Origin of the sequence: Haloterrigena salina JCM 13891, assembly GCF_000337495.1 — an archaeon.
Classification (GTDB): domain Archaea; phylum Halobacteriota; class Halobacteria; order Halobacteriales; family Natrialbaceae; genus Haloterrigena; species Haloterrigena salina.
The window spans coordinates 1-26,246 of record NZ_AOIS01000011.1 but is presented as its reverse complement, the minus strand read 5'-3'; the positions used below and the strand labels follow the sequence as shown (position 1 = coordinate 26,246).

The following is a 26,246-nucleotide window of genomic DNA, read 5'->3' as shown; positions in this document are numbered from 1 at the left end:
TTCGACGTACGGATACCATGAGTTTCCACGACGCAGGAACGTCGATCGCCATCTCGCTTGCCGTCGTCAAGACCCTCATCCTGCTCGTGGGCAGTTTCATCACCTTTCTCGCGTTCAAAGCCTACCGCCGGACGCGCCAGCGCGCGCTCGGACTCCTGGCCGCCGGCTTCGGCCTCGTCACGCTCGGCCTCGTGCTAGCCGGGCTGCTGTACGAAATTCTCGGGGTCTCGCTGATGATGGGTATCCTGCTCGAGAGCCTCCTGATGCTCGTGGGCTTCGTCATCATCGCCTACTCGCTGTACGTGACGTAGCGCGGCGACGGCACACCGTGCTGACGACGGGACGAGCGATCGTCGAATCCCGCGAGAAACTAAGGCGCTGCGTCCCGCGAGTGCGAGCCGTGACCGAAGACCACGACGCCGCTCGGTCGGGTTCGGGCCCGTCTCGAGGCGACGCCGTCGGATCGGACGGACTCGCGCCGGTCGTTCGGTCGGTCGTCGAGGAACTGCCCCCCGGACGGGCCTTCGACGTCGCCACCGGCACCGGTCGGAACGCCCTCGCTCTGGCGGAGCGCGGTTGGATCGTCGACGCCGTCGATCTCTCGAACGCGAAGCTCTCGCGGGCCCGCGAGCGGGCGAGCGAACGCGGGACGACCGTCAACTGGATTCTGGCCGACGCCGATCGCTACTGCGTTCTCGAGGGGAGCTACGACCTCGTGACGGTGAGTTTCTTCGACGCGCGCGATCGGCTGCCGGCCCTGATCGACGCCCTCGCGCCCGGGGGCGTCCTCTGTTACGAACACTACCTCGCGTCGGCGGAGCGCGACGCCGGCCCGGGCGATCGGTTCCGGTTCGATTCGAACGAACTGCTGGCGGCGTGTTCGGACCTCGCGATTCTGTACTACGCCGAACACCGGATCGGAGACGAGCCGCGCGTCACGCTGGTCGCCCGGAACGAAACGGACGTTCCGCGGTGGCGCCCGCAGCTTTCCCCGTCGCCCGACGACGCCTGAGTTACAGCCACGTCGGTCCCGACACGTCCTCGTCGGCCCCTTCGTGCCAGGTGTGGGCAGGCGTCCAACCGAGCACGTCGGCGGCCTTCGCGTTCGACAGCGCCGACTCCTTGCCCTCGAGGTCGACCCCGCGGGGGATCGACCCGCAGACCGTCTCGACGAGCTCCGCGGTCGGCCGCCCGAGGTAGTTCTCGTCGGCGACGCAGAGGAACTCCTCGTGACCCTCGAGGTCGGCCGCCAGCGCCGCTTCGATCATTCGCGCGACGTCGCGCACGTCGACGTAGGACGCGAAATTGCCGGTCGGCTCCTCGCTCGAGAGGTCCGAGCCGTCCTCGGTCGGTCGCGCTCGCTCCTTCGTCGGCGAAAAGATCGTCGCCGGCCGGATCGTCGCGACCGAGATCCCGTACCGGCGGGCCATCGATTTCGCGATCTCCTCGCCACAGACCTTCGAGAGCCCGTAGGCGTCCTCGGGCCGGCGGTCGTGGGCCTCGTCGATCGGCAGGTAGTCCGGCGTCCACGTCGACGCCGCGAACAGCGCGCCGTAGGTCGCCTGCGAGGACGACCAGACGACGTCGATCCCCTCGCGGCCGGCCGCCTGCAGGACGTTGTACGCGCTCGTGACGTTGTTCTCGAAGAGCCGCGTCGATGGGTTCTCGAGGGGATCCGAGAGCGCCGCCAGGTGGACGACGGCGTCGGGATCGACCTCGGCGATCGTCTCCCAGGTGTCGACGCCCTCGGTCAGGTCGACGGCCCGAAAGTCGACGTTGGCGCGCACGCCGTCGGGGCGATCGAAATCGACGCCGACGACGTCGACGCCGCGATCCGCCAGTTGGTCGACGACCCACGACCCGACGTCGCCGGTCGCCCCCGTGACGATCGCACTCTCGATATCGTACTCGAACTCCGGCGTCGATAGCTCGGTCTCGGCCATACCGGTCGTCCAACGGTCACCCACTAAACCGTGGTTCCAAACTGCACCTCGAGAAGGGAGACGGCGGAATCCGGCTGCCGTGATTACAACGCGGTCGTCAGCGGCCGACGCCGCGTCACTCGGTTGTTGCGTCGTTTGTCTAGCGCTCGTCGTCGCGCTCGCCGTCGTCACCCTCGGAATCGGCGGCCGAATCGGCTTCGTGGTCGCCCCGCGGCGGCGCCTCCTCCGCCATCGGTTCGGGGTCGGTCCCCTCGAGCGAGGGGTAGGCCTGCTCCGGATCGGGGCCCGTCGCCTCGCTGGCCTCGTCGGCCATCGCGGCCGCCGAGAGGTCGACCTCGACGTGGTCGTCGTCCGTCTCCGGATCCGACTCGGCGCGGCGCGGATCCTCGTCGGTCCCCTCGAGGTGCGGCTTCGGCGACGCGTCCCCGTCTCGGTCCGTCGTGAACCGAACGTCCCCTTCGTCGGGAGCGGTCTCGGTCTCGACGTCGGGCTCCCCCGACACGCCGCGAGGGTTCGCCTCGGACTCGTGGAGCACGTCGGAGCGCTCGCGGTTGGCTCGAGCGTCGTCCGAACCCCCGCCTCCCTCGTCGCTGATCCCGATCGACTCGGTGCCGTCGTACGCGCCCGACTCGTCGCCCGTCGGTCCGAGTGCGTCGTCGCTCGAGCGCCGTTTTCGGAGGCCGATTCCGAGCAGTGCGCCTCCGGCGAACGCGCGGAGACTGGCGCGGCGTCGACTCCGTCCCGCCGACCGGACCGCATCGACGAGCAGGGCGGTACCGGTCAGTATCGGGACGGTTCCGTTCTGGATTTGGGTGAGGATAGTTGGAAGGACCCCGCTCGAATCGGCCTGCGAGTCCGTCTCGTCGGTTCCGTACGTCGCCTCGAGGTCGGCCGTATCGGTGCTGTGAGAGGACATGGTGAATCGTGGTGAGCGTCGGTCCGCACTGGCCGTTCGGTCTACTCGAGTGGTTGTACGAGTTCGCGACGGTTGAATCCCAGCCCCGCCACTGCTGTCCGTCCGGATTCGGAAACTGGTGACAGACTCTCCGTCAAATGAATATTGTCAGACAAGAGATAGCAGCAACGCTCTGTGTGTGATTTCTTGAAAACCTTCTCTATCATAGATTACTAATTCTATGTATAAATGGTTCCCGAAACCAGGACCATATGTCGCATCAAGGATACGCTGGATCATTAACGAAGTCAAGGATAGTTATTTTTCCGCATTGGATTATAGCGATTAAATACATCTTAGGGCATCACGCCACAATGGGCAGACCACGCTCCGAGGTGAAGCTAGTTTCTCAATCCATAGACCTCATCAAACGACCACAAACAATTGGCGTCATATTACCCCAGAGTTCTTATATGACGCAACATATTCTGCTTCTATGCCTACCGCAGAAGAAGTATTTGATGCGGGTGAATATTCCCAATATAGCTATGTCAAACGGAATAATAGGCGAATAGATTCTCGATTAGAAAGAGTTCTTAGAAGCTCTACACCTGGCGCATCAATTGTCGGCCCATCAAAATCGGGGAAGACAGCTTTGGTAAAGAATACAGCGAGAGAAAAGGAAATCCCAGTCATTCAGATCCGGGGCCCAGAAATCGGTTCTGTAAACGAGCTTTGGAACATTGTTCTTGATGAATTGGATGCCCCCGAGACCATCGATGAACACAGAACAGACACAACTGAAAAAGCAGGTACAACTTCTGGTGGAGTGAAACCGCAAGGAACTGGTATCGATCACACCAGAGAAAAAAGGGATGTCCAGGCCTCTGGACAATCTAGGTCCTACAGCCGTCGGGGTCTGCGACAAGTCGTTGACTATGCAGAAAACCGGAATTTCATCATTCTCATTGACGACTTCCACTATATCGATAATAGAGAAACCAAAGTGTCTATCGTGCAGTCACTCAAGGGGGCCATTGAAGATAAAGTCCCAGTATGTGTTGCATTTGTAACTCATCGTGGAGAAACATTGCAGGAACTTGTTTCTGACATTGATGACCGTATAATGACTATTCCAGTTCAGTCTTGGAAAAAGTCTGAGTTAGAAGAAATCGTTAACAAAGGCCAGGAACATTTGAATGTCGTGTTCTCTGATGATCTAAAAAAACGATTGGCTGAGAACGCAATAAAATCGCCGATGATAATGCAGAGACTCTGTGCATCTGCGTGTGAGGTTGCCGGAATTACTGGGACTCGCGATCCAAATCAGGAGACCAAAATTATTGACTTGTCAGATGAGGAGTTCGAAAAGGTGCTTACAATTGCTGCTGACTGGATGGGTAAACGGTCGGTAGTGAGAGAGATGCTTGGCGGGGTGAATGACTCTGGTAGGGAGGAATACGATTATGGTGGAGAAGAACCCGGAGACACCTATGTTTTGACGTTAAGGGCAATTGCAAATGGAGATGCAAATACCTCATTCCATTTCTCCGACCTCAAAAAACGTATCCGAAAAGATTGTGTTAACGAAGTCCCCAGAGGTTCTCAAATAAGTAATGTTTGTGATCAAATAGAGAGTATTGCCGATAACAAACGTCCAGGTGAGGAATTAGTCGAATGGGATTCTAAAGATCGTGTTCTCATGATCACGGATCCAGAACTGCTCTTTCTTATCCGACATATTATGCAGGACGATAACTACAAACAACGGATGTTAGGAATGTGAATGTCGTTCTCTAGGGGAAGCAAATGAAATAGCACCCTCTTTACAGGAGTTTTAGTCAAATCGAAACCGTGTGGTCCACTGCATAGAGGGTTCCTGATCGTAAGATTAGCGATACAGGGCCTATTCTATAGGATGTGGCCCTAATACATTCTTCCCTAAACTCGATGCCATCTTGCAGTTTAGTTGTGTCGCCTTACAATTTCGCAAATCGCAGTGCAGCGCCGGGATAGAATGTAACGGTATCGAGCTTTTTGTGATAGTGGCTATTTCGTCATTTATCAGCGTGAAAAGTGGAACGATAGCCACTGTACCTCGAGAAAAGCCTAGGCCGGGATTTGAACCCGGGCTCTCGTCCTTACCAAGGACGCGCTTTACCGCTAAGCTACCCAGGCGCGCACTTCTTCGTTGACTCGAGTCGTCTTTAGGGCTTTCGATTTGCCGTGGGGCGTGGGGCTGTGTAGCGAGCCACTCGAACCCGCGCTCAGGGATCGGTCGCCGACGTCGCTCGGTCGGTCGTCGGATCCTCGAGGGACTGTTCGGAGGGCATCGGCTCGAAATCGGCGAGACAGTCCGCTGCCGGCGGGAAGGAGGTGCCGACGGTCTCGGCGAGGGTCTCGGCGGTGGCGAGCAGCCGCTGGGACGGCGCGTCGCCGACCGCGGCGGCGCCCGTGCGGACCGCGAGTTCGAGGATATCGCGCTCGAGGTTGGCGTCGATCGCCGTCGCCTCGCCGTCGTCCGGTGCGGGCTCGCCGTCGGCACCGGCGACCCCCGCACTCGAGCGATCGGCGACCGCGTCGCGGCGGGTCTGGTCGCGTCCGAATTTCTGGACGGTCCGGACCGCCTTGCTGGCGGCGTCGGTGCGAGCGAGCAGGTAGAAGCCACGGGCCACGAGGATGTCGGCGGCGAGGATCGCGAGATCGCTGTCGTCGTCGCCGTTCCCCTCGACGGCCCAGGGCTCGTCGTGGGCGAGCGACCGCGTCAGCCGCAGCCCCTCGTAGATGAGCTGGACGCCGGCCGCCTGGGTCGCGAGCGCGTCGCTGTCGCGGTCTCCGTCCCGGCCGCGGTGCCGTGCGCGACCGCGGTCGGTCTCCCCGCTGCGCTCGGTGTCGGCGACGGCGCGTCCGTCGGCCGTGGTTGCGGCGCTCTCGAGTGTCAGCACGCCGGGGACCATCGATGCTTCAGTGAGGGTGGTCTCGATGCGGTCGTGCAGCGCCGGCGGCTCCACGTCCGCGACGGCTTCGGAGGCGGCACGCCGACAGCTGTCGGCTCGATCCATTGATAGCGGCTTACGACGGGGGAGCCAAAGACCTTTGGAAACGTCCGGTAGACTCGCGCACATGATCGATGTGGAGAGTAACGCCGACCGATCGATTCGAACCGTGACGATCGACCGCCCCGGCGCGCGCAACGCCCTGACCGTCGCGGGTCTCGAGGCCCTCGAGACGGCGATCGAAGACGCCGAGGAGCCGGTGATCTACCTCCGCGGACGCGGCGGGGCGTTCTCCGCGGGCGCGGACCTCGAGGCGGTCGCCGATCTCGACGGCGACAGTGAGCGGGCCGTCGAGTTCGCCCGACTGGGCCAGCACGTCGCCCGGACGATCGAGGACTCGCCGGCGGTCGTCGTCGCCGGTATCGACGGCCCCGCCCGCGGCGGCGGCCTCGAGCTCGCGCTGGCCTGCGACGTCCGCGTCGGGACGCCCGACTCGACATACGGCGAGCCCGGCGTCACGTTCGGCCTGTTCGGCGCCTGGGGCGGTACCGTCCGACTGCCTCGCGTGCTCGGCGAGGGGGACGCCCTCGAGTTCGCGCTCTCGGGGCGAGCCGTGGACGCCGACGCCGCCCTGCACATGGGCCTCATCTCGAGAATCAACGCCGAGCCGCGGGCGGTCGCCGAGGAGATCGCCGAGAACGCGCCCGATGCGCTCGCCGTCTTGAAACGACGGATTCGGGACGACAGCGAGCGCGCGACGCAGGAACGGCTCGAGGCGCGGGCGTTCGGCGACCTCGTCGCGAACCACGCGGACGATATCGACGCCGTCCTCGAGTAGCGGCCGGCGGGCGAGGCGACCGTGCCGCAAGACCTGTGCTCTCAGAAATGTTTTTCCCGTTTCACGACGAGGGTGGATCAATGCCCGACTCGGTGTTTCTCTCCGGTGACAGCGTCGATCTCCGACCGATCGAGGAGGACGACCTCGAGTTCCTGCGGCCGGCGGTCAACGACCGGCGCGTCTGGCGACCGATCGGCCGATCGCGACCCGTCAACTGCGAGCAGGAACGGGAGTTCTTCGAGGACGTCGTCTGCGGCGACGACACGGTGAACCTCCTGATCGTCGCCGATTCGACGCCGGTCGGGACGGTCGCCTTCAACGGAATCGACTGGGAGGCCGATCGGGCGGAGATCGGCTACTGGATCGCGCCCGACTACCACCGGCAGGGGTACGCCACCGACGCGGTCGAGCGGTTCGTCACCTACGGCTTCGACCAGCTCGGGCTGCACAAGGTCACGGCCCGCGTGTTCGAGTTCAACGAGGCCTCACAGCGGCTGCTCGAGTCGATCGGATTCACCAAGGAGGGGATCCATCGCGACGAGGTGTTCGTCGACGGCGACTATCAGGACACGTACTGGTACGGGCTCCTCGAGCCGAACTGGCGGTCGCGGGCCAACTGAGCGCGCTCAGTCCAGTTGCTCCGGCGCCGGCGGTACCCGCCGCTTGTGTTCGCTGCGTTCGTACATGCCGCGGACCTTCTCGACGGTCTCTGCCTCGACCTCGAGCAGGCGGGCCGTCGCGTCGACCGACAGCGGCCCGTCAATGTGAGTCGCCAGAATCGAGTCGAGCGTCTCGTAGCTGACGCCCATCTCGTCCTCGTCGGTCTGGTCGGCCCACAGTTCGGCCGTGGCCGTCTTCGCGGCCAGTTCCTCGGGGACGCCGACGTGGCGGGCCAGCTGGCGGACCTGTGCCTTGTAGAGGTTGCCGATCGGGTGGCAGTCGACCGCGCCGTCGCCGTACTTGGTGAAGTAGCCGACCGCGGCCTCGCTGCGGTTGCCCGTGCCCAGAACCAGCCGGTCCTCGTGGTTCGCTACGAGGTAGTTCAGGACGGCTCGGACGCGTGCGCGGGCGTTCCCGACGGCCTCGCGATCACCCTCCGCTTCGGGATAGGCCTTCAGCAGGGCGTCGACGATCGGCTCGACCTCGATGACGTCGTAACTGATCTCGAGGTTCTGGGCGACGCGTTCGGCATCGCTCATGTTCCCCTCGCTGCTGACCCGGGCCGGAAGGACGAGCCCGTGGACGTTCTCGGCGCCCAGCGCCTCGACGGCGAGGTGTGCGGTGAGCGTGCTGTCGATCCCCCCGGAAAGTCCGAGGACGGCGCCGTCGGCCCTCGCGGCGTCGACTCGAGACTGAACGAAGTCGGTGATGTGATCGCGTCGCCGTTCCAGTTCCGCCTCCGAGAAGCGAAGGTCGAGCATCTGTCTGGGCGTTCGTACGGCTGGCCCGTCCTAATAGCCTCGCCTCTCGGGCAAAAACTGGACGCGCGTCCGATCGATGACTCGCCGCGGGGAACGGCCTCGAGGAGGAGCGGGACGGTGAATCGAAATCGGCCGCGAGGCGTCGGTGAGCGCCGGTGATGAGCGAATCCGGGGGAGTTGCGAGCCACGGGAAATGAGCGAACGAAATGGGCGCGGGTAGTCTAGCGGGAGGACGTGAGCTTCCCAGGCTGGCAACCCGGGTTCAATTTCCAGCCGGCGCGTCTCCCGTTTCGGCGTTCGGTCCCGCTGCGACGCCCCGGTAGCGACTCGGGCGAATTCCGTCTCCGAGAACCGTAGTCTGGAGCTATTCTTCCCAGCCAAACTGTGTTCAATGTTAACTTCTACCAATCACTAAATACGCCGACGGAGAACGCTCTCCCATGCAGGCAATCGAACAACGCGACTTCGAAACTGACGTCCAGCGGAAGGTGTACGACTTCGTCGAGCGAAACGGGGCCGTCGAACGACAACAGTTGAAAGCGGAGTTCGGGTTCGGCGACGACGAACTCGAGGAGACGCTCTCGACCCTCGAGGACGACGGGTACGTCGAGACCGAGGAGGGACTCGTGCGGTTGGCGATCGACATCGGCGAAGAGAAGACGCACGCGACCGACGAGCTGGAGTATACGATCCGGCCGGCCGAACAGAGCGATCTGCAGGGGATCGTGGGCGTGATGCGACAGGTCGCCGAAGAGAACGACTACCTCGTCGCCGAGACCGTCGTCGACCTGCTCGACCACGAGGAGGTCGTCTTCCGACACAACGATATCACGTCTCGGATCTTCTTCGTCGCGACGATCAATGACGACGTCGTCGGCTGGGTCCACCTGCAGGCGCCCAACTACGCGAAGCTCTCGCACACCGCGGAGCTGACCATGGGCGTGCTCGAGGAGTACCGCGGTCACGGGATCGGAAGCAATCTCCTCGAGCGGGGGCTCCAGTGGGCTACCGAGAACGAGTACGATAAGGTGTACCAGAGTCTGCCGGCGACGAACCAGGACGCCATCCGGTTCCTCGAGGAACACCGCTGGGAGACCGAGGCGATCCGCAAGGCCCACTACAAGATCGACGACGAGTTCGTCGCTGAACAGATGATGGCGGTCATGACCGGCTAGCCCCGCTCGCGTCGTGATCGCACCGTTTCCCGGCGGCCGACGAGTCGCCGGCCGTCGGAGCCGTCGTCCGTTTCTTTTAATATGAGCCGGCACCTCGAGTCCATACGGAGCGCTGGTGATGAGACGGACGTCGTCCGTCGAATGACGGCGCGAACGGAGTGAGCGCCGGTGGTCCAGTGGTAGGACTCGAGCTTCCCAAGCTCGCGGCCCGGGTTCAATTCCCGGCCGGCGCATTTCTGCGACGAACGAACGTGAGGACCGAATGCGCCATAAGGAGAATTGAATCACGCAAGACCGAACGAAGTGAGGTCTTGCCATCGGGTTCAATTCCCGGCCGGCGCATATTCTCCCGCTCACTCGCAGCCGAGTAGTGACGCGAATCGCCGCGATACGACGCGTTATTACTCGCTGTCCGTCGGGAATTAGAAACGCCAGTCAAAATCCAGTCGTCTACTCGGCCGCGACGGCTGTGGTGATCCCGTTCGCGTTCGCGCCAGCGGCTAGATTCCCATCGCTTCGATCTGCTCCTGATACCGATTTCGAATGGTCACCTCGGTCACCTGCGCGACCTCGGCGATCTCGCGCTGGGTCTTCTTCTCGTTACAGAGCAGCGAGGCGGCGTAGATCGCGGCGGCGGCGTAGCCCGTGGGCGACTTGCCCGACAGCAGTCCCTTCTCGGTCGTCGTGTCGATGATCTCGGTGGCCTTGGCCTGGACCTCTTCCGAGAGGTCGAGCTCCGAGCAAAAGCGCGGCGTGTACTGTTTCGGGTCGACGGGCTCCATCTCGAGGCTGAGCTCCTGGGCGACGTAGCGGTAGGTGCGGCCGATCTCCTTGCGCTCGACGCGGGAGACGGCGGCGACCTCCTCTAAGCTGCGGGGGATGCCCTCCATGCGGCAGGCGGCGTAGAGGGTACTGGTGGCGACGCCCTCGATGGAGCGCCCACGGATGAGGTCCTCGTCTAACGCGCGGCGGTAGATGACGCAGGCGACCTCGCGGACCGACCGCGGAATGCCCAGCGAGGAGGCCATCCGATCGATCTCGCTGAGGGCGAACTGCAGGTTGCGTTCGCCGGCGTCCTTGGTTCGGATGCGTTCCTGCCACTTGCGCAGGCGGCGCATCTGGCTGCGCTTGTCCGCGGAGATCGAGCGGCCGTAGGCGTCCTGGTTCTTCCAGTCGATGGAAGTCGTCAGCCCCTTGTCGTGCATCGTCTGGGTCGTCGGCGCGCCGACGCGGGACTTGCTCTGTCGCTCCGAGTGGTTGAACGCGCGCCACTCCGGGCCGTGGTCGATGTTCGAACCCTCGACGACGAGCCCGCACTGGTCGCAGACGAGTTCGCCCTGATCTTCGCTCGTGACGAGCGTTCCGTCGGAACACTCGTCACACGCCCGCTCGCGCTCGCGTTGATCTGTGGTTTCGGTCGATGCTGATTCGCGTTCGCGCTGGCGGGATGGGCGAGCCATTTCGTATAGACAATGACGGCCGAGGCTTTTAGGTGTCGCCCTCTACAGATCAATCGCTTTTCAGAACGCTCCGACGGAAAGAAAGCCGCGAACCCCCCTCAGAAGTAGCCTAACAGCGTTCCGGAGAGGACGAGCACCCAGAGCGCGACGCCCGCGACCAGCATGTCGTTGAACCGCGACTCGCGGGTCGCGCGTTTGGCCGCGCCGCCGGCGATCAGTCCCAGCGCGACGACGACGAGCATGCGCTGGAGGACGACGTCGACGGGCAGCGAATCGACGCCGAGGTAGCCGTAATCGAGCCAGATCGCGGCGGCCAGCGAGCCCGCGGCGACGAGCGCGGCGTCGAGCCGGCGCGTGAGCGTCCCGGCGACCAGGTAGGTCGCGGTCGGAATCCCGACGGCGAGCACCGGGTACAGCAGGCCGGCGATCTGGTGTGGGGTGAGAAAGTCGGCGCGGCGCTCGAGGCCGAGGCCGCCGAAGCGCACGGCGAAGTAGAGCCCGACGATGGTGCCGACGAGGAGCAGATGGCCGACCTCGATCCGGTCGTAGGCGGCCGCGATCCGCCGGCGGTCGACGTCCGTCAGGTGGTCGTCGATGGCCGACGGCGCTCGGTCGGCGATGCGTTCGGGGTCGGTCTGACTGCCGGTGTCGGCCCGCAGCAGCCGATCGCGTCTGCGCGCGACGAGTCCGACGGCCCCGGGCAGGAGGATCATCCCGGTGAGATCGACGACGCTCGCCCAGCCGTCGGCGTCGCTGGAGTTCCTGTTGTTCAGGTACACTCTGCGGACGTCCTCCTCGACGTCGACGCGCGGGTGCTTCATGAAGTCGTTCTCGACTTTCGTCTGGGCGTCCTGAGAGCCGTGGACGCGGTGGCGGAGCGTGAACCAGTCGAAGTGTTCCGAGTGGGTCTGCATGATCACCCACTGGTCGTCCTCGTTGGGGCTCTCGTAGAGCCTGATGTGGTAGCGCTGGCCGTAGTAGTCGCCGTCCTCGAGTTGCCGCGTCTCGGTCGTCCAGTAGCCGGACTCGTTCGGTCCGGGATCGAGGTAGGCGTAGCGAGTGCCGCCGTCGGCGTCGCCCCACTCGAGGTTGGGGACGGGCCCCGACGAGTCGTTGGCTGCCTCAGAGTCGTTGGCCGTCTCGGAGTCGTTGACAGTGTCGTTCGTGGGCGGCTCGTCGACGGTCGGCTCGTTTCCTGTGCCCGCCGTCTCGTTGTCCTCGGCCTCGGGATCGTCGGAGCGGTTGCCGCCGCCGGTGAGCGTGTAGGTCTCCGGTCCCGCTTCGACCTCGCTCTCGTTGATTTCCGCCCAGTCGCCGTCGCTGGCTTCGGTCAGCACCCGCTCGACGTCGTCGACGTCACCGCGAACGATCACGTTGATCGGGCTCCGCTGCTTGAACCGCTCCTCGGGGCTCAAGTATCGCCAGAACCGACTGTCGGAGTCCTCGAGTTCGGTCATCTTGGGCGATACCTCCGTCTCGTTCGGGGAGATGGACTCGGTCGAGGGAGAGAACAGCAGCGAGGGGCCGCCGACGAAGAGCAGGGCGAGAACGAGTAACGCGAGCGCAATCACGAGCGATCGACGCATGTTCTCCCTACTAGCGACGGCTTACACATCAATCCATGTGGTTGCAGACTCCGGTCAGCCCTCGACGTCCGGCCCGACGGTCAGGACGGGCGCGGGGGCCTCGCGAACGACCCGCTGGGAGACGCTTCCGACGACGTTGGTCTCGTACTCGTCGCCGCTGGTTCCCATCACGATCATATCGACGTCGTGGTCGGCCGCGTAGTCGACGATACATTCGGCGGGATGGCCCGTGTCGGTGGCCGTCTCGACCGCGAGGTCGCGGGCCGCCGCGCTCGTCGCGACATCGTCGATCGCGTCGCGGGCGTTCACTCGCAGGTCTTCGCGGACCGTCTCGACGCGGTCCTCGTCGAGGACGAGGAACGCGCGGTCGTCGACGACCGAGAGGACGTGGACCGTCGCCGACCGCGTCGCTGCGATGTCGATCGCGTGGCTCGCGGCGACCGCCGCCTGGTCGCTGCCGTCGGTTGGAACGAGGAGTGTCTCGTACATCGGGCGTATACGAGACACTCGTCCGCGGTGAAAAAGCGATTGCCGTCGTTCTCTCCGGCTGGGAATATCGCATCCGTTTCCGGTAGCGATCGGTTTCGGTCGGGGCTAGGCGCCCGGGATGCCCAGCGCCTCGGGAGTGACGATCCCGAGTATCGAGGCGGCGTACACGATCGCGACGGCGACGACCCAGGCGACGATGCCGATCGCGGCCGCGGTCCCCCAGCCGCCGGGGTAGCGCCAGTTGATCACGCCGATCCAGGCGACGAGCATCACCAGCACGCCGAGCAGCGGGATCCAGCCGACGAAGTAGCTCGTCAGCGCCCAGACGGCCGCGCCGATCAGCGCGGTCAGCGCGGCGTTGAAGGCGCTCGCGTCCCGGTCGAGGATGACCCGGGCACCGGCCAGGATCGCGACCGTCCCGACGAGCAGACTGAGCACGAAGATGATGGCGGAATCGATTACGGCCATAGTGAGTTAGGACTTCCAGCTCAGTTCGATCTCGATCGTTTCGCGACTGCCGCGGAGCATCGAGGAGCGCTCGACGACGTCGATCGAGAAGTCGACCTCCTCGGACGGGTTCAGCGAAACCGTCTTGTTGCCGACGTTGACGTCGATCTGCTCGCTCTCTCCGTCGAACTCCTCGGACAGCGTCGCCAGGAACGCTGCGAGTTCCGATCGCGGAAGTTTCTCGTCGGCCGTCGTCCGTTGAACCATACGCGCTAGTGGCGCCGATATCCGCAAAAGTATGGGCAGCGAACGGGTTCCTAACGGAGGTTTACCACCGCAGCCGCGGTCGAACCGCTATCGAATCCGAACCGAGACAAGCTAGAACAGGTTCGCCTGCTGGTAGACCGAAATCCCCTCGTCCGTGATTTCGTAGGGCTTCTTCTCCCGGGAGTGGTTCGCGTCCCGAATCTTCTGGATCTCGACGGCCAGGCGCGTCTCCCGGAAGTCGTCCGGCCGGACGTACTGCAGGACGAAGACCGCGTCCGTGAGGTACTCCACGATGCCGTACCGGGAGGCGTACGGCGACTCTTCGGACGCCTCGCTCGTCAGCAGGGCGGTGACGCCGGCCTCCTTCAGGCTCCGGGTGAAGTCGTAAATCTCGTTGCGGCGGGTCGCGCGGTCCTCGTACATCATCTCGAGCAGCGACACCGAGTCGAGAACGAGCCGCGCGGCGTCGAACTCCTCGATGAGCGTCGGAAGCTCGTTCGTGATCGATTGCAGGCTGTTGGCCATCTCGACGGGATCGACGTCGACGACGGCGAGTCGGTCCTCGGCGAGGTACTCGTCGAAGGGGTACCCCTTCTCGGTCGCGCTGTCGATCACCCGGCGGCGGCTCTCCTCTAGGGTAATGTACACCGCGTTCTCCCCCCGCGCTAGCCCGTGCTCGAGAAACTGCAGGCCGAAGGTCGTCTTCCCGGTCCCGGCGCTACCCATCGCGACGAGCAAGGAGCGTTCGGGGACGCCGCCCTGGATCATCCGATCGAGCCCCTCGATGCCGAGCTCGAGTCGGGGGAGGTCGGAGTCGACCGCCTCGTCGAAGTCGGTCTCGGTGCCCGCCGCGAGGCCGAAGTCGAGCTCCGAGAAGCCCTCGGGGCCGGGTTCGTCCGCGCCGGCGTTCGGAACGTCGACGTCCGCGAGCGCCGCGCCGAAGTCCTCGTCGAACAGTTCGCCTTCGCTCCCCTCAGCTCCCTCGGTGTCGGCGGCCGTCTCGGCCGCCGTCTCGCGCTGACTCGCGGCTTCAGCAGATTCGACGCCATCGAGCGCGTCGAACTGCTCACCGGTTCCGTCGCCGGACGGCTCGTCCGCAGCGTCACCGTCGTCGTTCGCGGACTCCTCGGCGTCCTCGAGCGCGCGCTCGAACCAGTCGTCGGACTCGTCACGCACGGGGATCACCGTCGCTGACGCCCGCTGCCCCGTGGCGGCCGTCGCCGGAAGCGCTACCGCGCTCGAGGCTACCCGCTCGATGCAGTTGCGGCGATCGATCGAAATACCTCGGCGGGAGCGCCTCTATCATGCGGGATCTGGGACGGCGGCCGTCGCGGGCCGTTCACGTACTCGAGTGTCCCCCACCACGATGAATGTTGTTGCCGCCCCGACGGCGTGACGGGTGGCTTTTTGACGACGCAGCGGGTAGCCGCCGACGATGGACGTCGCCGTCGGCATCGTCGGCCAGCGAGGCAACGAGCGCGCACAGGGACTCGCCGCGTCGCTCGCGGAGACGCTCGAGCGAAGCGGACGCGATGGGGGGGAGACCGCGGTCGTCGTCGACGAGGCGACCGGCGAGGCGGTCGACGCGCCCGCGTGCCCGGTTGACGAAATGGACGACCGGGATCTCGTCGTGAGCATCGGCGGCGACGGCACGCTGCTGTTCGTCGCCCGCGAGGTCGGCCCCACGCCGATCCTCGGGGTCAACCTCGGCGAGGTCGGCTTTCTCAACGCTGTCGCACCCAAGGACGCCGTCGACGTCGTCACCGATCTCGTCGCGGACTACCGCGAGACCGGCGCGTTCGAGGGCCGCGAACTCGCCCGCCTCGAGGCGACGAGCGAGGGCGCCGACTGGACCCTCGAGCCGGCGCTCAACGAGATCGTCGTCCACGGCCCGCGCCGGGGTCCGGGCGGCGGGGCGACCGTCGAGGTCCGCGTCGACGGCGGGCGGTACGCCGCCAGCCACGCCGACGGCGTCCTCGTGGCGACGCCCGCGGGCTCGACCGCGTACAACTTGAGCGAGGGCGGGCCGCTGGTTCATCCGACGGCCGACGCGCTGGTCGTCACGCAGATGGCCGCCGCCGACTCGATGCCGCCGCTGGTCGTCGATCCAGACACAGAACTCTCGATCACGATCTCCGACTCCGACACCGGCTACGCGATCAGCGACGGGCGGAACCGACGGCGACTCGACCCCCCCGCGACCGTCACCGTCTCGGTCGCGGACGAGCCGATCAGGCTCGTCGGGCCTCGCGGGGACTTCGTCTCCAGCCTCGAAAAACTCGACTGACGCCGGGACGGCGTTCCGCGAACGCTATCGCTGGGCCTGCTCTGCACCCTCGACGAGTCGCTCGAGTTGGGCCGGCGGGACGGCGCCGCGGGCGGCGTGGTCCTCGTAGACGAACGTCGGAACGCCGGTTATGCCCCGTCGCTGGGCCGCCTGGAACTGGTCCTCGAGCTCCGTTCGGAGCCCGTCGTCGTCGACCGCCGAGCGGATCTCGTCGACCGGGAGCCCGACGGTCTCGGCGAGGTCCGCCAGGACGTCGGCGTCGCCGATGTCGCGGCCGTTCTGCCAGAGCGCCTGGTAGATCGCCTCGTCGAAGGCTGCCCACTGCTCGGGGTACTCCTGCTTGACGTACCAGGAGGCCTGCTGGGCCGGCAGCGAGTCGACCTCGGTGGCCATGATCTGGTTCATCTCGACGCCGTACTCCTCCTGCAGTCGGCGGACGTTCTGCTTGGCCTGCTCGTAGTACTGGTCGTCCTTGCCGTCGTCGGCCTCGTGATCGATCGATCCGTCCGGGTTCCGCTTGCCGCTGCGGAGGTCGAACGGTTGCCAGTCGATCTCGAGGGGTTCTTCGCGCGCTTCGCGGTACTGCTCGAGCGAGCGCGTCCCCAGGTAACAGAAGGGACAGACGTAGTCGGCGTAGAGTTCGAGTCGGTCGGTCGAATCGGCTGTCTCGGACATACCCGCGGTAGGGAGCGACGACGGAAAAGTCGCCGGCAACCGGAAGCCGTCTGCGAGGGTGCGTCGCCATCGACTCCCGCTCGTCGTCGGTCCCCGCTCCCGGTGGCGAACTCAGGCCCCGTTCGCGCCGTCGCCGGCGGCGACGCCTTCTTCGCTCCCGGCGTTGGCCTCGGTGACGTCCGGGAGGTTGGGGTCGCGGTAGGGGTTCCGGCCGTACGCCGGCAGCTCGTCCTCGAGTTGCCCCTTGAGGACCCGCCGGAGCCGGTTCAGGCTGGTCGTGTCCAGCCCGTAGTCGGCCGCGAGACGCTTGAACGTCTCCTCCTCGGTGATGTCGTGGGCGCGGTACTGGGCGAAGAGGTCGTCCATCCGGTCGGCCGACAGCGCCTGCGCGTCGATGTCGTCGAGCCCAAAGTACTGCTGGCGGTCGACGTCGACCACGTGGCGGATGACCACCAGCGCGACCTTCTCGATGGCGCGCTGGCTCCCGAATTCGGTGAGATCGATCTCGTCCATGACCCCCAGCGCAAGGTCCCGCTGCCACGGCGTCACCTCGAGGGCGTTACACAGCGCCTGGGTCGTCCGTAGCCGATCGAGTCGGTGGGCGCGCTCGCTGTAGCCCGGCGTGGCCGCGTGTTGTTCGTCGTGCAGTCGGCGGACGCTCTCCGAGAGGTCCCCCTCCGGCGACTCCGCGCGACCGATCACGGTCGCACTCGGCGTGACGACCCCCCACTGGCGGACCGTCGAATCGCGCTGGACGTCCGCCCGCGAGAGCGACCCGGAACCGGGCCGGTTTTCGAGTCGGCGTTCGTCCTCGTACTCGAGTTGCGGGCTGTCGCCGACGGCCGCGGTTTCGTCGGGGCCTGGACCGGGTTCAGCACCGTCGTCTCTCATTACCGCTTGCTCGGACCGGCAGACGGAAAAAGGCACCTCCTAGTGAAACCGTCGCTCGATGGAACTGAAAGCCTCGGTGATACGAACTCGACGGCCGATCACCTGACGGCGCGACCGCTCTCGAGGCTGGGGACGGATTTCGACGCCGCGAAAAGCTCTTCGTAGCTTCACCTTGTAACCAGAGGTACTTAAAGAGATGTTGGAGCGTCGATCCCGGTTACCGCCCGGCGAGTAGTCTCGCCACTCGGGGATTGAGGCTCGAGAAGACCCGGTCTCCCGTCGTATCTCTACTTGCGACTAGAGGAACTGAAAGCGACTAACCGGGGCGAGTTCAGTCGGAGATAGTGGTGACTCCTCGGTCGAGGACAACTCGAGAAGGACCGCCTCTCCGTCGTATCTTCACCTTGTGACCAGAAGTACTTAAATCAGATCGGAGTTCGCCTCCCCGGTCGTTCGAGACGAACGGGGGGCTCGTAATACGACAGCAGCAACGAGCGAATCGACGGGCAGACGGATCCTACGGACGACACTCCGGGTGAAAGACGCCGAGGTTTCCCTTGCTTCCCCTGCTCGCTTTGTACAATCTAACCCCCTCTATCTCCCGGCCACACACGTCACAGGTCATTGGCGAGTTCAGACGCTCACCGTAGTAAACCCTGTTGTGACCGCGGGAGTAGCAACAGCCGTGGTCTACCCGATGCAACGGTATTCGATTCGGAACGAAGGTGCCGTCGGGAGCCTGGGGACGGCCCAATACCTGCGGAACGGCTGTCGCGGATGGAAACGACGGCGTCGCTGCGCTCGACAGCAGTAGCTGGCCGGTAGAGCACCACTCGAGAAGACCGGTCTCCCGTCGTGTCTTCACCTTGTTACCAGAAGCACTTAAAGAACGATGCGCTCCGATCACCGCCCCGTCCTACTGCACTGCCGCGATCAGTTCGTCGACGAACCCGTCCAGCCGCTCCGGATCGGGACCGCTGCGCGCGTGACGCCCGGGATCGATCTCGCGGGGCGGACGGGCGAACTCGCGGCCGACGGCGTCGCCGATCGTCTCCGAACCGTCGCCGGCCCGCTTTCGCTCGAGCAACGCGCGGGCGCGTTCGATCCGATCGGCGTCGAAGACGGACGGCGCCTGCTCGTCCAGGAAGCGGTCGAACTCGATCACGGGTAGCTCGTGGCCGTCCCCTTCTCCGGTCGCCGTCAGGTAGCGAGCCGACATCGCCGCGCGGTAGATCGTCAGATTTCGCTTCACCGTGGGTTTCGTCTGCGTCTCGGCGAACCGCTCGTCGTCGACCGGGATCGTCCGCGTTTCGTCGTCGCTGCCCGCGTCGTCCGCACTGTCTCGCGTCTCGACGACGTACTCGTCCTCGCGGGACTCGAGGATCGGGAAGATCGCGTCGTCGTTGCGGACCAGATGGTTCGAGATGTACTTTCGATAGTTGCTCGTCGCGATCCCCCGCCACGCGTGGTAGAGATCCATCGGATTGTACGTCCGCTCGACGTAGGCGGCGAGTCCCGCGGGCTCGTACGCGACGCGGTAGCGGATCGGACTCCGGAGCAGATCGATCGCGCCGTCGTTGGAATCCGCGAGCAGTCGCGCGAACGTTCGGACGTCCCAGCCCTGCAGTTCGACGTCGCCGTCGTCCGTGTCGGCGGCCTCGTGGATCGTCTCCGGCGGGCCCGCGAGGTGGGCGTACCGGCGCAGGTCATCAGGAACGAAGACGAAGCCGACGTCGTAGTCGCTCTCGGGGCTCGCCGCGCCCCAAGCGTGACTGCCGCGGGCGACCGCCAGCGCGACGCGCACCTCGCGGTCGCGCTCGAGGTCGGTCAGCAGGTCGTCGACGCGCTCGAAAACGGACTCGGGGACGGTAGACATGGCTGTGGCTCGTCTCTCGAGTGGGAGCGGTCCGCGAAAAGCTCTTCGTAGCTTCACCTTGTAACCAGAGGCACTTAAAGAACGATCGGCGACCAGAGCGCTCGAGCGAGTGCTATCGCTACCGAAGTAGACGACTCGAGAAGAACCGATCTCCCGTCGTATCTCCACCTTAGGACCAGAAGCACTTAAAGAGAAACGCGTAGCGACGGGTCTTGGGAAGAGCGTGAGCTGATTGTCTCGAGAACTGGTCTGCGGTGTCTCCTTCGCTCGACCACTGGGAGACGCGTCGCGTCTTCCACGCCGTTCGCTCGTAGCGCTCGTGAGGGAGGCCGCGCGCGAGTTGTGTAGCGGTCCGTCGGTAGTCCACCACCGCGCAGCACGTGCCACTCTAGGAGTCCAGTATGGCAAGAATGCGGCCGACGACATCTCGCCTCGCAGCGCAGACGCCGTCGCCTGAGTCGAATGGGACAGATCCGACCGCGAACCCGTCGCTACGACATCGTTGAGGACTCGAGAAGAACCGCCTCTCAGTCGTATCTTCACCTTATGACCAGAAGCACTTAAACGACCCTCGAGGCTGACGGCGATTCGAGACCTGGCTGCAGCCCGGATGGGCCAACTGTACACCGATGATTTCCCGTTCCGAAAGGTTGAATCGCCGCCTGCCCTGAATACGGACAATGAGTCATCAGCTTCCGGACGTGCAGGCAACGTCACCCGACGTCACCGTCGGCCTGAGCCAGGTCGGCGTCACCGGCGTCGACAAACTCGTCAAGATCGCCCGCGAGGGGAAACGACCGATCGTCCTCACCGCCGAGTTCGAGGTCTTCGTCGACCTGCCCGCCTGGCGCAAGGGCGCGGACATGAGCCGCAACATGGAGGTCATCGACGAGATTCTCGAGGAGGCCACCCGCGAGGAGGCCTACCGCGTCGAGGACGTCTGCGGCGACGCCGCCGAACGGCTCCTCGAGAAACACGACTACACGTCGACGGCCAAGGTCTCGATGGAAGCGGAGTTCATGCGCCGCGAGCAGACGCCCGCCAGCGACCGCGAGACCCAACACACCGTCGACATCATCGCCTCCGCGACGGCCACCGAGGAGGGCACCCGAGAGGAGATCGGCGCGGAGGTCACCGGGATGACCGTCTGCCCCTGCTCGCAGGGGATGTCGGCCGCGCGCGCGAAACAGACGCTCGAGGACCTGGGCGTCGAGGAGGAGACGATCACCGAGTTCCTCGAGGAAGTGCCACAGCCGGGCCACTCCCAGCGGGGCCACGCGACGCTGACGGTCGAATCGAACGGCGATCCGGAGATCGACCTGAACGACGTCATCGACATCGCCCGGGACGCGATGAGCGCGCGGATCTACAACCTCGCGAAGCGGCCCGACGAGGATCACATGACCTACGCGGCCCACGCCGACGCGAAGTTCGTCGAGGACTGCGTGCGCGCGCTCGCCGAGGGCGTCGTCGACGAGTTCGATCACCTCCCCGACGACGCGGTGATCACGATGAAACAGTCCAACGACGAGTCGATCCACCAGCACAACGCCCACGCCGAGCGAAAGGTCGAGATGGGGACGCTGCGCGAGGAAGTCGCCGGCGACGACTGAGTTCCGCGTTTCTCCTCGAAGGGGACTGGGTGATCGAATCGCGGACCGACCACGGCCGCGGTACTCTCGCGACGGATCACGCTAACCGTTATCAGCGTCGCCCGGTAACGATCTACAGTGACAGTACGACACGACAACGTGACGGTCTCGTGGCTCGGCTACGCGACCGTTCGACTCGAGTCGGCCGACGGAACCGTCGTCTACGTCGATCCCGGACGATACGGGACCCTCACCGGCGAATGGGAACGGGACGTCCCCCATCCGCCGGGCCGAGCGTACGACGAACGCGACGGCGACCTCGTGCTGGTGACCCACGACCACCACTACGACTCCGACGGCGTCCGACGGGTCGCGAGCGAGGACGCGACGGTCATCGCCTACGAGGCCGTCGACGCCGAATCGATCCGCGCGGGCGGTCGCGACGTCGAGGACCTCGAGGCCCTGCCCTACGACGTTCGGCGCGTCGAGTACGGCGAAGAGGCGACCGTCGAAGGCGTCGACCTCGAGGTTCTCCCCGCCTTCAATCACCCCGACGGCCCCAACGCTCCCGACGGCGACCCCATCCATCCGGAGGGCTTCGGCTGCGGCTACCGGTTCGAAGTCGACGGGACGAGCGTCTGCTGGACCGGTGACTCGGACGTGCTCGACGACCACGGGGACCTCGAGGTCTCGCTGTTCCTGCCGCCGATCGGGAAGAATTTCACCATGAACCGGACCGAGGCCGCGGAGCTAGCGGCGGCGATCGATCCCGACCTCGTCTGTCCGATCCACTACAACACGTTTCCGGATCTCGAGGCCAACTCCCGTGCCTTCGCCGCCGACGTCGCGGCCGCCGGGGTTCCGGTCGTTCTCGACGAAGAGTAAGTACCAGCTCAGAACTCGAGCGGTTCCGCCTCTTCCCACCGGGGGACGAACTCCTCGTGGACGTTCGCGGCGAACTCCGGGTCCTTCAGATCGATCATGCCGAAGGCGTCGCCCGACGACAGCGGGTTCGGCACCTGAATGCAGATCTCGACGCCGTCGATAATGTTGAACGAACCCGAGATATCGTCGTTCGTCCGGACGTCGAAGTCGTCGCGCTGCTGGAGGGTCGTTCGGTACCGTCGACCCACATCTTCCGAGAGCGAGCCGACCATCTCGCGGGTCATCAGGAGATCGATCGAGACGCCCCGGTCGAGGGCGTCCTCGAGTTGGGCGTTGACCGCCTCGCTGACGGTCTGGAGGTCCCACTGGGGGGCCGGATCGGCCGACACCATCACGATGTGATCGTCGGCGGCCGCGAGCCGTTCGAGCATGAGATCGACGGTCTCCTCGGGGCCGACGGCGGCGGTCCAGAACTGGTCTTCGACCGGTTCGGCCGCGTCGAGTTCGTTGGCCAGGTCGTCGACGATCGACTCGTACTGGTCGGCTTTCTCCTCGAGTTCGCGTTTCTTGTCCTCGAGAAGCCGGTCTAACGCCGTCGAGGGTTCGACGGCGACGTACTTCTTCGGCCGACTCGCGGTCTGGCTCCGGACGAGGTTGTACTGCTCGATGCTGTTGAGGACGTCGTAGATCCGTCCCATCGGCACGTCGCTGGCACGAGACAACTCCTTTGCCGTTGTGGGACCGGTGTTGAGCAACGACCGGTAGGCTCGAGCCTCGTACTCCGAGAGCCCGAGATCCCTGAGACTGGACATATTCTGAAAAAACTAACCGGGGAAATATAAACGCTGTGGTCGTTTGACAGACGGATGACTGAGCCGCCGGAAGCCGCCGCCTCCGCTCGCGTTACTCGAGGACCGACTGGACGCGTTCGCTCAACTCGGCGGGGGTTTCGGCGGTGTCCGAGCGCTGGTCGCCGCGTTCGACCCGCGCCAGCCCCGCCTTGAGGTCGTCGGCGGCGGGAACGACGACCTTCTCGTGGTCCGCCATTCGCAGGGCGGCCCGATGGAGGTCGGTTCCGGGGTCGGCCGCGACGCGGATCACCAGCGGTCCCTCGAGCAGCCGCGAGACGGCGGTCGCGTAGCGAGCCATCTGGACGCCGAAGCGATCGCTCGCGCCCGCGAAGGTCTCGAGCGTTTCCCGGGCGACCTCGCGGTACCGCTCCTCGCCGGTCAGGACCGCGAGCTCAAGCAGCGCGTCCGCGAGCGCGACGTTCGTATCCAGCGGTCGAAGCGGGCGCTCGAGGAGTCCGGCCCCCGACGCCGGCCCGTCGAGGAACGACTCCCCGTCGCGGAGCCGATCGATCGTCGCGTCCGCGACCGCGGTCGCGTCCGCCAGCGCGTCCGTCTCGAGGACGCTCGCGGTCGTCGTCAGCGCCGCCAGGACGCGGGCCTGATTCGCGAGCAGCGGCGTCACCTCGCCGTCCGCGTCGCGTTCGACGTCGCCCTCGAGCGCGTGGACGGCGACGCCGTCCTCGAGCAGGTCGTTCCGAAGGGTCTCGAGCGCGCGTTCCGCGTACCGACGCGCCCGCTCATCGTCGGTGTAAGCGTGGTAGGTGAGCAATCCCTCGATCGCCAGCCCGTTCGGGCCGGCGAAGACGCCCTCGTCGACCGGCGGCTCGTCGGCCGCGGCGCGGTCGGTCGCGTCGATCGTGTGGGCGTCGTCCTCACCGGGCGCCTGACTGTTCGCGAAGGCGTCGGCCTCGTCGTTCCACAGCGTCGTCGTGAGGTAGTCGACGGTCCGCTCGGCGGGCTCGCGGTACTCGTCTTTGCCCGTCAGCAGGTAGGCGTTGGCGAACGCGCGCACGAGCGCGCCGTTGGAATCCAAGAGCTTCTCGTGTTGGAGCCCGGCCCAGTCGCGTTCGGCCGCGAACCGGTAGAAGCCCCCGTCGTACTCGTCCAACAGGTTCGCGCTGACCGCGTCGAAAGAGCGCAGGGCCATCTCCCGATCGCGCTTGAGGGCGAACTCGAGGGCGTCGGGTAACGGGAACTTCGGACTCCCGCCCCAGCCGCCGGCGACTTCGTCGTAGGCCTCGGTCAATTGGCCGAGCATCGCCGACTCGACGTCGCTCGTGAGCCGACCCGCGGGCGGGTTGTCCTCGCGAAGCGGGCGCGGGACGCGACCGGCGCCGCTGCCTTTCGTCTGCCACATGGTCCGGACGCTGTCCAGCACCTGTCGCATGCCGTCGGGCCCGAGATAGCCCGCGCCGGTCAGCACCGTTCCGTCCGGGGCCAGAAAGACCGTCGACGGGAACCCGCCCATGTTGTACCGATCGCGCACGCGCGGATGGCGATCGACGTCGACCCGAACGGGGACGAAACTGTCGTTGATATTCGCCGCGATGCGAGGCTCGGCGTAGGTCTCCGCGTCCATCTCGTGGCAGTGATCACACCACGTCGCGGTGAGCGAGAGCAAAACCGGGGCGTCCGCCTCCGCCGCCTCGTCGAAGGCGTCCTGTCCCCAGTCGCGCCACTCGACGCGCGTCTGGTCGTCCATACCGGAGCCTCGGCTGTTGCGGGCGTAAGCCCTTCGACTGCGGAACCGCCGCTGACCGGCGCAATTGCGAGACCGACGAGATCGGACCTCCAACGAGCAAAACTGCTCCAAAACGGTCGTTCCGCGGACGTGTAGTGAGAGTAAAGCGTTTTCACCCTCCGCCGGCTATGTCGACGTATGCTCCGGTGGATTGCCGCGTTGTTGCTCATCCCGTTTCTCGATGCGGTGTTACTCGGGTTCCTCGTCACTCAGTTCGGCGCGTTTACCTGGGTCGGGATGGTGCTGCTCGTCGTCCTGACCGGACTCGTCGGCATGCTGCTCGTCCGTGCCGAGGGTCGCCGAACTATCGGGAAGATGCAGCGGTCGCTGGCCGAGGGGCGACCCCCGACCAACGAACTGCTCGACGGCGGACTCCTGATCGCCGCCGGGGCCTTCCTGCTGACTCCCGGCCTCGTCACGGACGCCATCGGCTTCCTGCTAGCCGTCCCGATCACGCGGATTCCGATCCGGGCCGCCCTCAAACGGTTCGTGATCGTCCCCTACGCGGACAAGAAGACCGGCGGCTTCGCCAGCGGCAAGGTCTGGACCTTCGGCTTTCCCGACGAGGGAGCGACTCGAGGCGGGAATTCCAGTGACGCCGGCTCGACCGACGGCGGAACGTACGACCTCGGCGACGACGACTACACGGTCGACGACAGGACCGATGAGGACTCGTATACGATCGATTTCGGCGACGAGCGGCCCTCCGATTCCGGAGAGGATCGAGACGACGATCCCTCCGCCCGGTAGCGGTTCGCACGGGGCCCGAAGAAAGAAACGCTTAAACGTTCCACCCCGCAACTATTGAGTGCGAAGCGCGGGCCAATAGCTCAATTAGGTTGAGCGCCACTCTGATAAGGTGGAGGCTCTCGGTTCAAATCCGAGTTGGCCCATATTCTTGCGACGAACAAATCCGTGAGTCGCAGCTATGGAATCCGACTCGGATTTTAACTACGCGAGTCACACGCCCGGGAGCGAACGCAGTGAGCGACCCGGAACGTCTCGAGGTGGTTCAAAGCCGAGTTGGCCCGTACTTTTGCGGTGAACTTCGTTCTGAGTCACGGGACTTGCGGCGAGGATTTGTGCTCCAAACGGTGCACTCGCGAGCGCAGCGAGTGAGTGCTCCCCGCGACGGTTCTAATCGGACTTACCTTCTTCTGCTGTGAACCACGTGAAAGAGAGCCCGCAAGCAGCAATACAACCGACTCGATAGTACCGAACGAGTCGCGCCGCGAGTGCGGAACCCGAACGAATTAGGGGTCTCGAGACGTGGCAAATACGGTCTTCGTCGCTCGCGTCGTGAGCCGGAGCGACGTCAGCTGCGGTCTGGGAGAGATCGATCCCCGCGTAGTATCGCATAGCGGGGCGCGAAGGATCGTCTTCGCGTCGTCTTGAGAGCGATTCGAAACTGCTCGAGATGGCCCGAATGCGTCCGGAATCGCCTTTCCCGATAACCGAGTTTGCAAGTTTCGAGATCGGGCTGACTCGAGGCAGTTGGGTCGTCGATTCTCGGTAACGGACGAAGCGACCGATCCGGAACGTCTCAATCCAGAAATAGCGCACGCGTACGCGTGACCCACGAACGAAAATCAGCCAGCGTGGACGCCGTTTCCCGGTAGACGAGTCGCCGCCAGCCGCGATCATCAGGATCGTCTCGAAAGCCGTCCGTTGGCGCACTCGAGGGCCGAACTAGTTTCGTGAACGAGCATCTCCGCTCAGCGGCGTTCTGAACGAGATTCGGCTACGACTGTGGTCTCGAGTTATTAGAATAGTTCGGGCAGAAACACAATCATTATATATTGAGTTTTGCATGGTAGTGCCTACCTTTGGAGTTTCGATTCAGAGGCCTTAAATAGTAACCAGCGATTGTGGTATAATACGCAGAAGATGAGGACCCTTCCCCTGCGGTCCGCCGTACAGAAGGGGTCTGA

Annotated in this window: 25 protein-coding genes and 3 tRNA genes; 12 read left to right on the top strand and 16 right to left on the bottom strand. The window is 64.8% G+C overall.

Going from position 1 to position 26,246, the window contains the following annotated elements; all coding sequences use genetic code 11:
• The first annotated feature begins 17 nt into the window (after positions 1 to 17).
• Both C477_RS01970 and C477_RS01965 read left to right on the top strand, forming a co-directional pair.
• Complete coding sequence (locus C477_RS01970; protein WP_049914174.1) at positions 18 to 311, top strand: DUF7521 family protein; 294 nt, start codon at positions 18 to 20, stop codon at positions 309 to 311.
• 89 nt (positions 312 to 400) lie between these two features.
• A complete protein-coding gene (locus C477_RS01965) occupies positions 401 to 1,012 on the top strand; it encodes a class I SAM-dependent methyltransferase (RefSeq protein ID WP_239641832.1) in 612 nt (203 codons plus the stop codon).
• Position 1,013: 1 nt separating this feature from the next.
• On the opposite strand, the gene C477_RS01960 is transcribed toward C477_RS01965, so the two are convergent.
• Complete coding sequence (locus C477_RS01960; RefSeq protein ID WP_008892748.1) at positions 1,014 to 1,943, bottom strand: NAD-dependent epimerase/dehydratase family protein; 930 nt, start codon at positions 1,941 to 1,943, stop codon at positions 1,014 to 1,016.
• Positions 1,944 to 2,082: 139 nt separating this feature from the next.
• A complete protein-coding gene (locus C477_RS01955) occupies positions 2,083 to 2,859 on the bottom strand; it encodes an ICP22 family protein (protein ID WP_008892747.1) in 777 nt (258 codons plus the stop codon).
• 475 nt (positions 2,860 to 3,334) lie between these two features.
• Between C477_RS01955 and C477_RS22750 the strand changes: the two genes are divergently transcribed.
• A complete protein-coding gene (locus C477_RS22750; RefSeq protein ID WP_083870229.1) occupies positions 3,335 to 4,624 on the top strand; it encodes an ATP-binding protein in 1,290 nt (429 codons plus the stop codon).
• 320 nt (positions 4,625 to 4,944) lie between these two features.
• On the opposite strand, the gene C477_RS01950 is transcribed toward C477_RS22750, so the two are convergent.
• Together C477_RS01950 and C477_RS01945 are read right to left on the bottom strand one after the other, a co-directional pair.
• A tRNA-Thr gene (locus tag C477_RS01950) sits at positions 4,945 to 5,016 on the bottom strand.
• 89 nt (positions 5,017 to 5,105) lie between these two features.
• Positions 5,106 to 5,900, bottom strand: a complete 795-nt coding sequence (locus tag C477_RS01945) for a DUF7114 family protein (RefSeq protein WP_008892746.1) — start codon at positions 5,898 to 5,900, stop codon at positions 5,106 to 5,108.
• Between the two features lie 61 nt (positions 5,901 to 5,961).
• Here C477_RS01945 and C477_RS01940 point away from each other — a divergent pair, with 61 nt between their 5' ends.
• Complete coding sequence (locus tag C477_RS01940) at positions 5,962 to 6,672, top strand: enoyl-CoA hydratase/isomerase family protein (protein ID WP_008892745.1); 711 nt, start codon at positions 5,962 to 5,964, stop codon at positions 6,670 to 6,672.
• Positions 6,673 to 6,752: 80 nt separating this feature from the next.
• Complete coding sequence (locus C477_RS01935) at positions 6,753 to 7,292, top strand: GNAT family N-acetyltransferase (RefSeq protein ID WP_008892744.1); 540 nt, start codon at positions 6,753 to 6,755, stop codon at positions 7,290 to 7,292.
• A 6-nt stretch (positions 7,293 to 7,298) separates the two neighbouring features.
• Here the strand turns inward: C477_RS01935 and C477_RS01930 are convergent, their stop codons facing one another.
• The gene (locus C477_RS01930; protein WP_008892743.1) at positions 7,299 to 8,093 is read right to left on the bottom strand and encodes an NAD+ synthase; all 795 of its coding nucleotides are present in this window, start codon (positions 8,091 to 8,093) and stop codon (positions 7,299 to 7,301) included.
• A 440-nt stretch (positions 8,094 to 8,533) separates the two neighbouring features.
• Between C477_RS01930 and C477_RS01925 the strand changes: the two genes are divergently transcribed.
• A complete protein-coding gene (locus C477_RS01925; protein ID WP_008892742.1) occupies positions 8,534 to 9,268 on the top strand; it encodes a GNAT family N-acetyltransferase in 735 nt (244 codons plus the stop codon).
• A 162-nt stretch (positions 9,269 to 9,430) separates the two neighbouring features.
• Positions 9,431 to 9,501: transfer RNA gene (locus C477_RS01920), tRNA-Gly, on the top strand.
• Between the two features lie 267 nt (positions 9,502 to 9,768).
• On the opposite strand, the gene C477_RS01915 is transcribed toward C477_RS01920, so the two are convergent.
• The 6 genes from C477_RS01915 to C477_RS01890 form a co-directional block, all read right to left on the bottom strand.
• The gene (locus C477_RS01915) at positions 9,769 to 10,728 is read right to left on the bottom strand and encodes a transcription initiation factor IIB (protein WP_008892741.1); all 960 of its coding nucleotides are present in this window, start codon (positions 10,726 to 10,728) and stop codon (positions 9,769 to 9,771) included.
• 98 nt (positions 10,729 to 10,826) lie between these two features.
• Positions 10,827 to 12,314 carry a hypothetical protein gene (locus C477_RS01910; RefSeq protein WP_008892740.1) on the bottom strand — a complete coding sequence of 496 codons (1,488 nt, stop codon included), beginning with the start codon at positions 12,312 to 12,314 and terminating at the stop codon, positions 10,827 to 10,829.
• A gap of 54 nt (positions 12,315 to 12,368) precedes the next feature.
• Positions 12,369 to 12,803: a universal stress protein gene (locus C477_RS01905; protein ID WP_008892739.1), complete on the bottom strand. Its 435-nt coding sequence runs from the start codon at positions 12,801 to 12,803 to the stop codon at positions 12,369 to 12,371.
• Between the two features lie 105 nt (positions 12,804 to 12,908).
• Complete coding sequence (locus tag C477_RS01900) at positions 12,909 to 13,271, bottom strand: hypothetical protein (RefSeq protein ID WP_008892738.1); 363 nt, start codon at positions 13,269 to 13,271, stop codon at positions 12,909 to 12,911.
• A gap of 6 nt (positions 13,272 to 13,277) precedes the next feature.
• Positions 13,278 to 13,517 (bottom strand): amphi-Trp domain-containing protein, encoded by a 240-nt coding sequence (locus C477_RS01895; protein ID WP_008892737.1) that lies wholly within the window; start codon positions 13,515 to 13,517, stop codon positions 13,278 to 13,280.
• A gap of 111 nt (positions 13,518 to 13,628) precedes the next feature.
• Positions 13,629 to 14,693 carry a KaiC domain-containing protein gene (locus C477_RS01890; RefSeq protein WP_008892736.1) on the bottom strand — a complete coding sequence of 355 codons (1,065 nt, stop codon included), beginning with the start codon at positions 14,691 to 14,693 and terminating at the stop codon, positions 13,629 to 13,631.
• A gap of 259 nt (positions 14,694 to 14,952) precedes the next feature.
• Here C477_RS01890 and C477_RS01885 point away from each other — a divergent pair, with 259 nt between their 5' ends.
• Positions 14,953 to 15,804: an NAD(+)/NADH kinase gene (locus C477_RS01885; RefSeq protein WP_008892735.1), complete on the top strand. Its 852-nt coding sequence runs from the start codon at positions 14,953 to 14,955 to the stop codon at positions 15,802 to 15,804.
• A 24-nt stretch (positions 15,805 to 15,828) separates the two neighbouring features.
• Here C477_RS01885 and C477_RS01880 read toward each other — a convergent pair whose 3' ends face one another.
• The 3 genes from C477_RS01880 to C477_RS01870 form a co-directional block, all read right to left on the bottom strand.
• Entirely contained in the window at positions 15,829 to 16,479 is a 651-nt protein-coding gene (locus tag C477_RS01880) for a DsbA family oxidoreductase (RefSeq protein WP_008892734.1), read from the bottom strand.
• Between the two features lie 111 nt (positions 16,480 to 16,590).
• On the bottom strand, positions 16,591 to 17,370 hold the full coding sequence (locus tag C477_RS01875; RefSeq protein WP_008892733.1) for a hypothetical protein: 780 nt from the start codon (positions 17,368 to 17,370) through the stop codon (positions 16,591 to 16,593).
• Between the two features lie 916 nt (positions 17,371 to 18,286).
• Entirely contained in the window at positions 18,287 to 19,246 is a 960-nt protein-coding gene (locus C477_RS01870) for a nucleotidyltransferase domain-containing protein (RefSeq protein ID WP_008892732.1), read from the bottom strand.
• A gap of 680 nt (positions 19,247 to 19,926) precedes the next feature.
• Here C477_RS01870 and mptA point away from each other — a divergent pair.
• Together mptA and C477_RS01860 are read left to right on the top strand one after the other, a co-directional pair.
• On the top strand, positions 19,927 to 20,859 hold the full coding sequence (mptA, locus tag C477_RS01865; RefSeq protein ID WP_008892731.1) for a GTP cyclohydrolase MptA: 933 nt from the start codon (positions 19,927 to 19,929) through the stop codon (positions 20,857 to 20,859).
• Positions 20,860 to 20,976: 117 nt separating this feature from the next.
• Positions 20,977 to 21,723, top strand: coding sequence for an MBL fold metallo-hydrolase (locus tag C477_RS01860; RefSeq protein WP_049914134.1), 747 nt, complete (start codon positions 20,977 to 20,979; stop codon positions 21,721 to 21,723).
• Positions 21,724 to 21,731: 8 nt separating this feature from the next.
• On the opposite strand, the gene C477_RS01855 is transcribed toward C477_RS01860, so the two are convergent.
• Together C477_RS01855 and C477_RS01850 are read right to left on the bottom strand one after the other, a co-directional pair.
• Positions 21,732 to 22,535, bottom strand: a complete 804-nt coding sequence (locus C477_RS01855; RefSeq protein ID WP_008892729.1) for a TrmB family transcriptional regulator — start codon at positions 22,533 to 22,535, stop codon at positions 21,732 to 21,734.
• Positions 22,536 to 22,626: 91 nt separating this feature from the next.
• The gene (locus tag C477_RS01850; protein ID WP_008892728.1) at positions 22,627 to 24,276 is read right to left on the bottom strand and encodes a DUF255 domain-containing protein; all 1,650 of its coding nucleotides are present in this window, start codon (positions 24,274 to 24,276) and stop codon (positions 22,627 to 22,629) included.
• Positions 24,277 to 24,453: 177 nt separating this feature from the next.
• Here C477_RS01850 and C477_RS01845 point away from each other — a divergent pair, with 177 nt between their 5' ends.
• Positions 24,454 to 25,065: an FxsA family protein gene (locus tag C477_RS01845; protein ID WP_008892727.1), complete on the top strand. Its 612-nt coding sequence runs from the start codon at positions 24,454 to 24,456 to the stop codon at positions 25,063 to 25,065.
• A 69-nt stretch (positions 25,066 to 25,134) separates the two neighbouring features.
• Positions 25,135 to 25,208 (top strand) — tRNA-Ile (locus C477_RS01840).
• Positions 25,209 to 26,246: the final 1,038 nt, after the last annotated feature.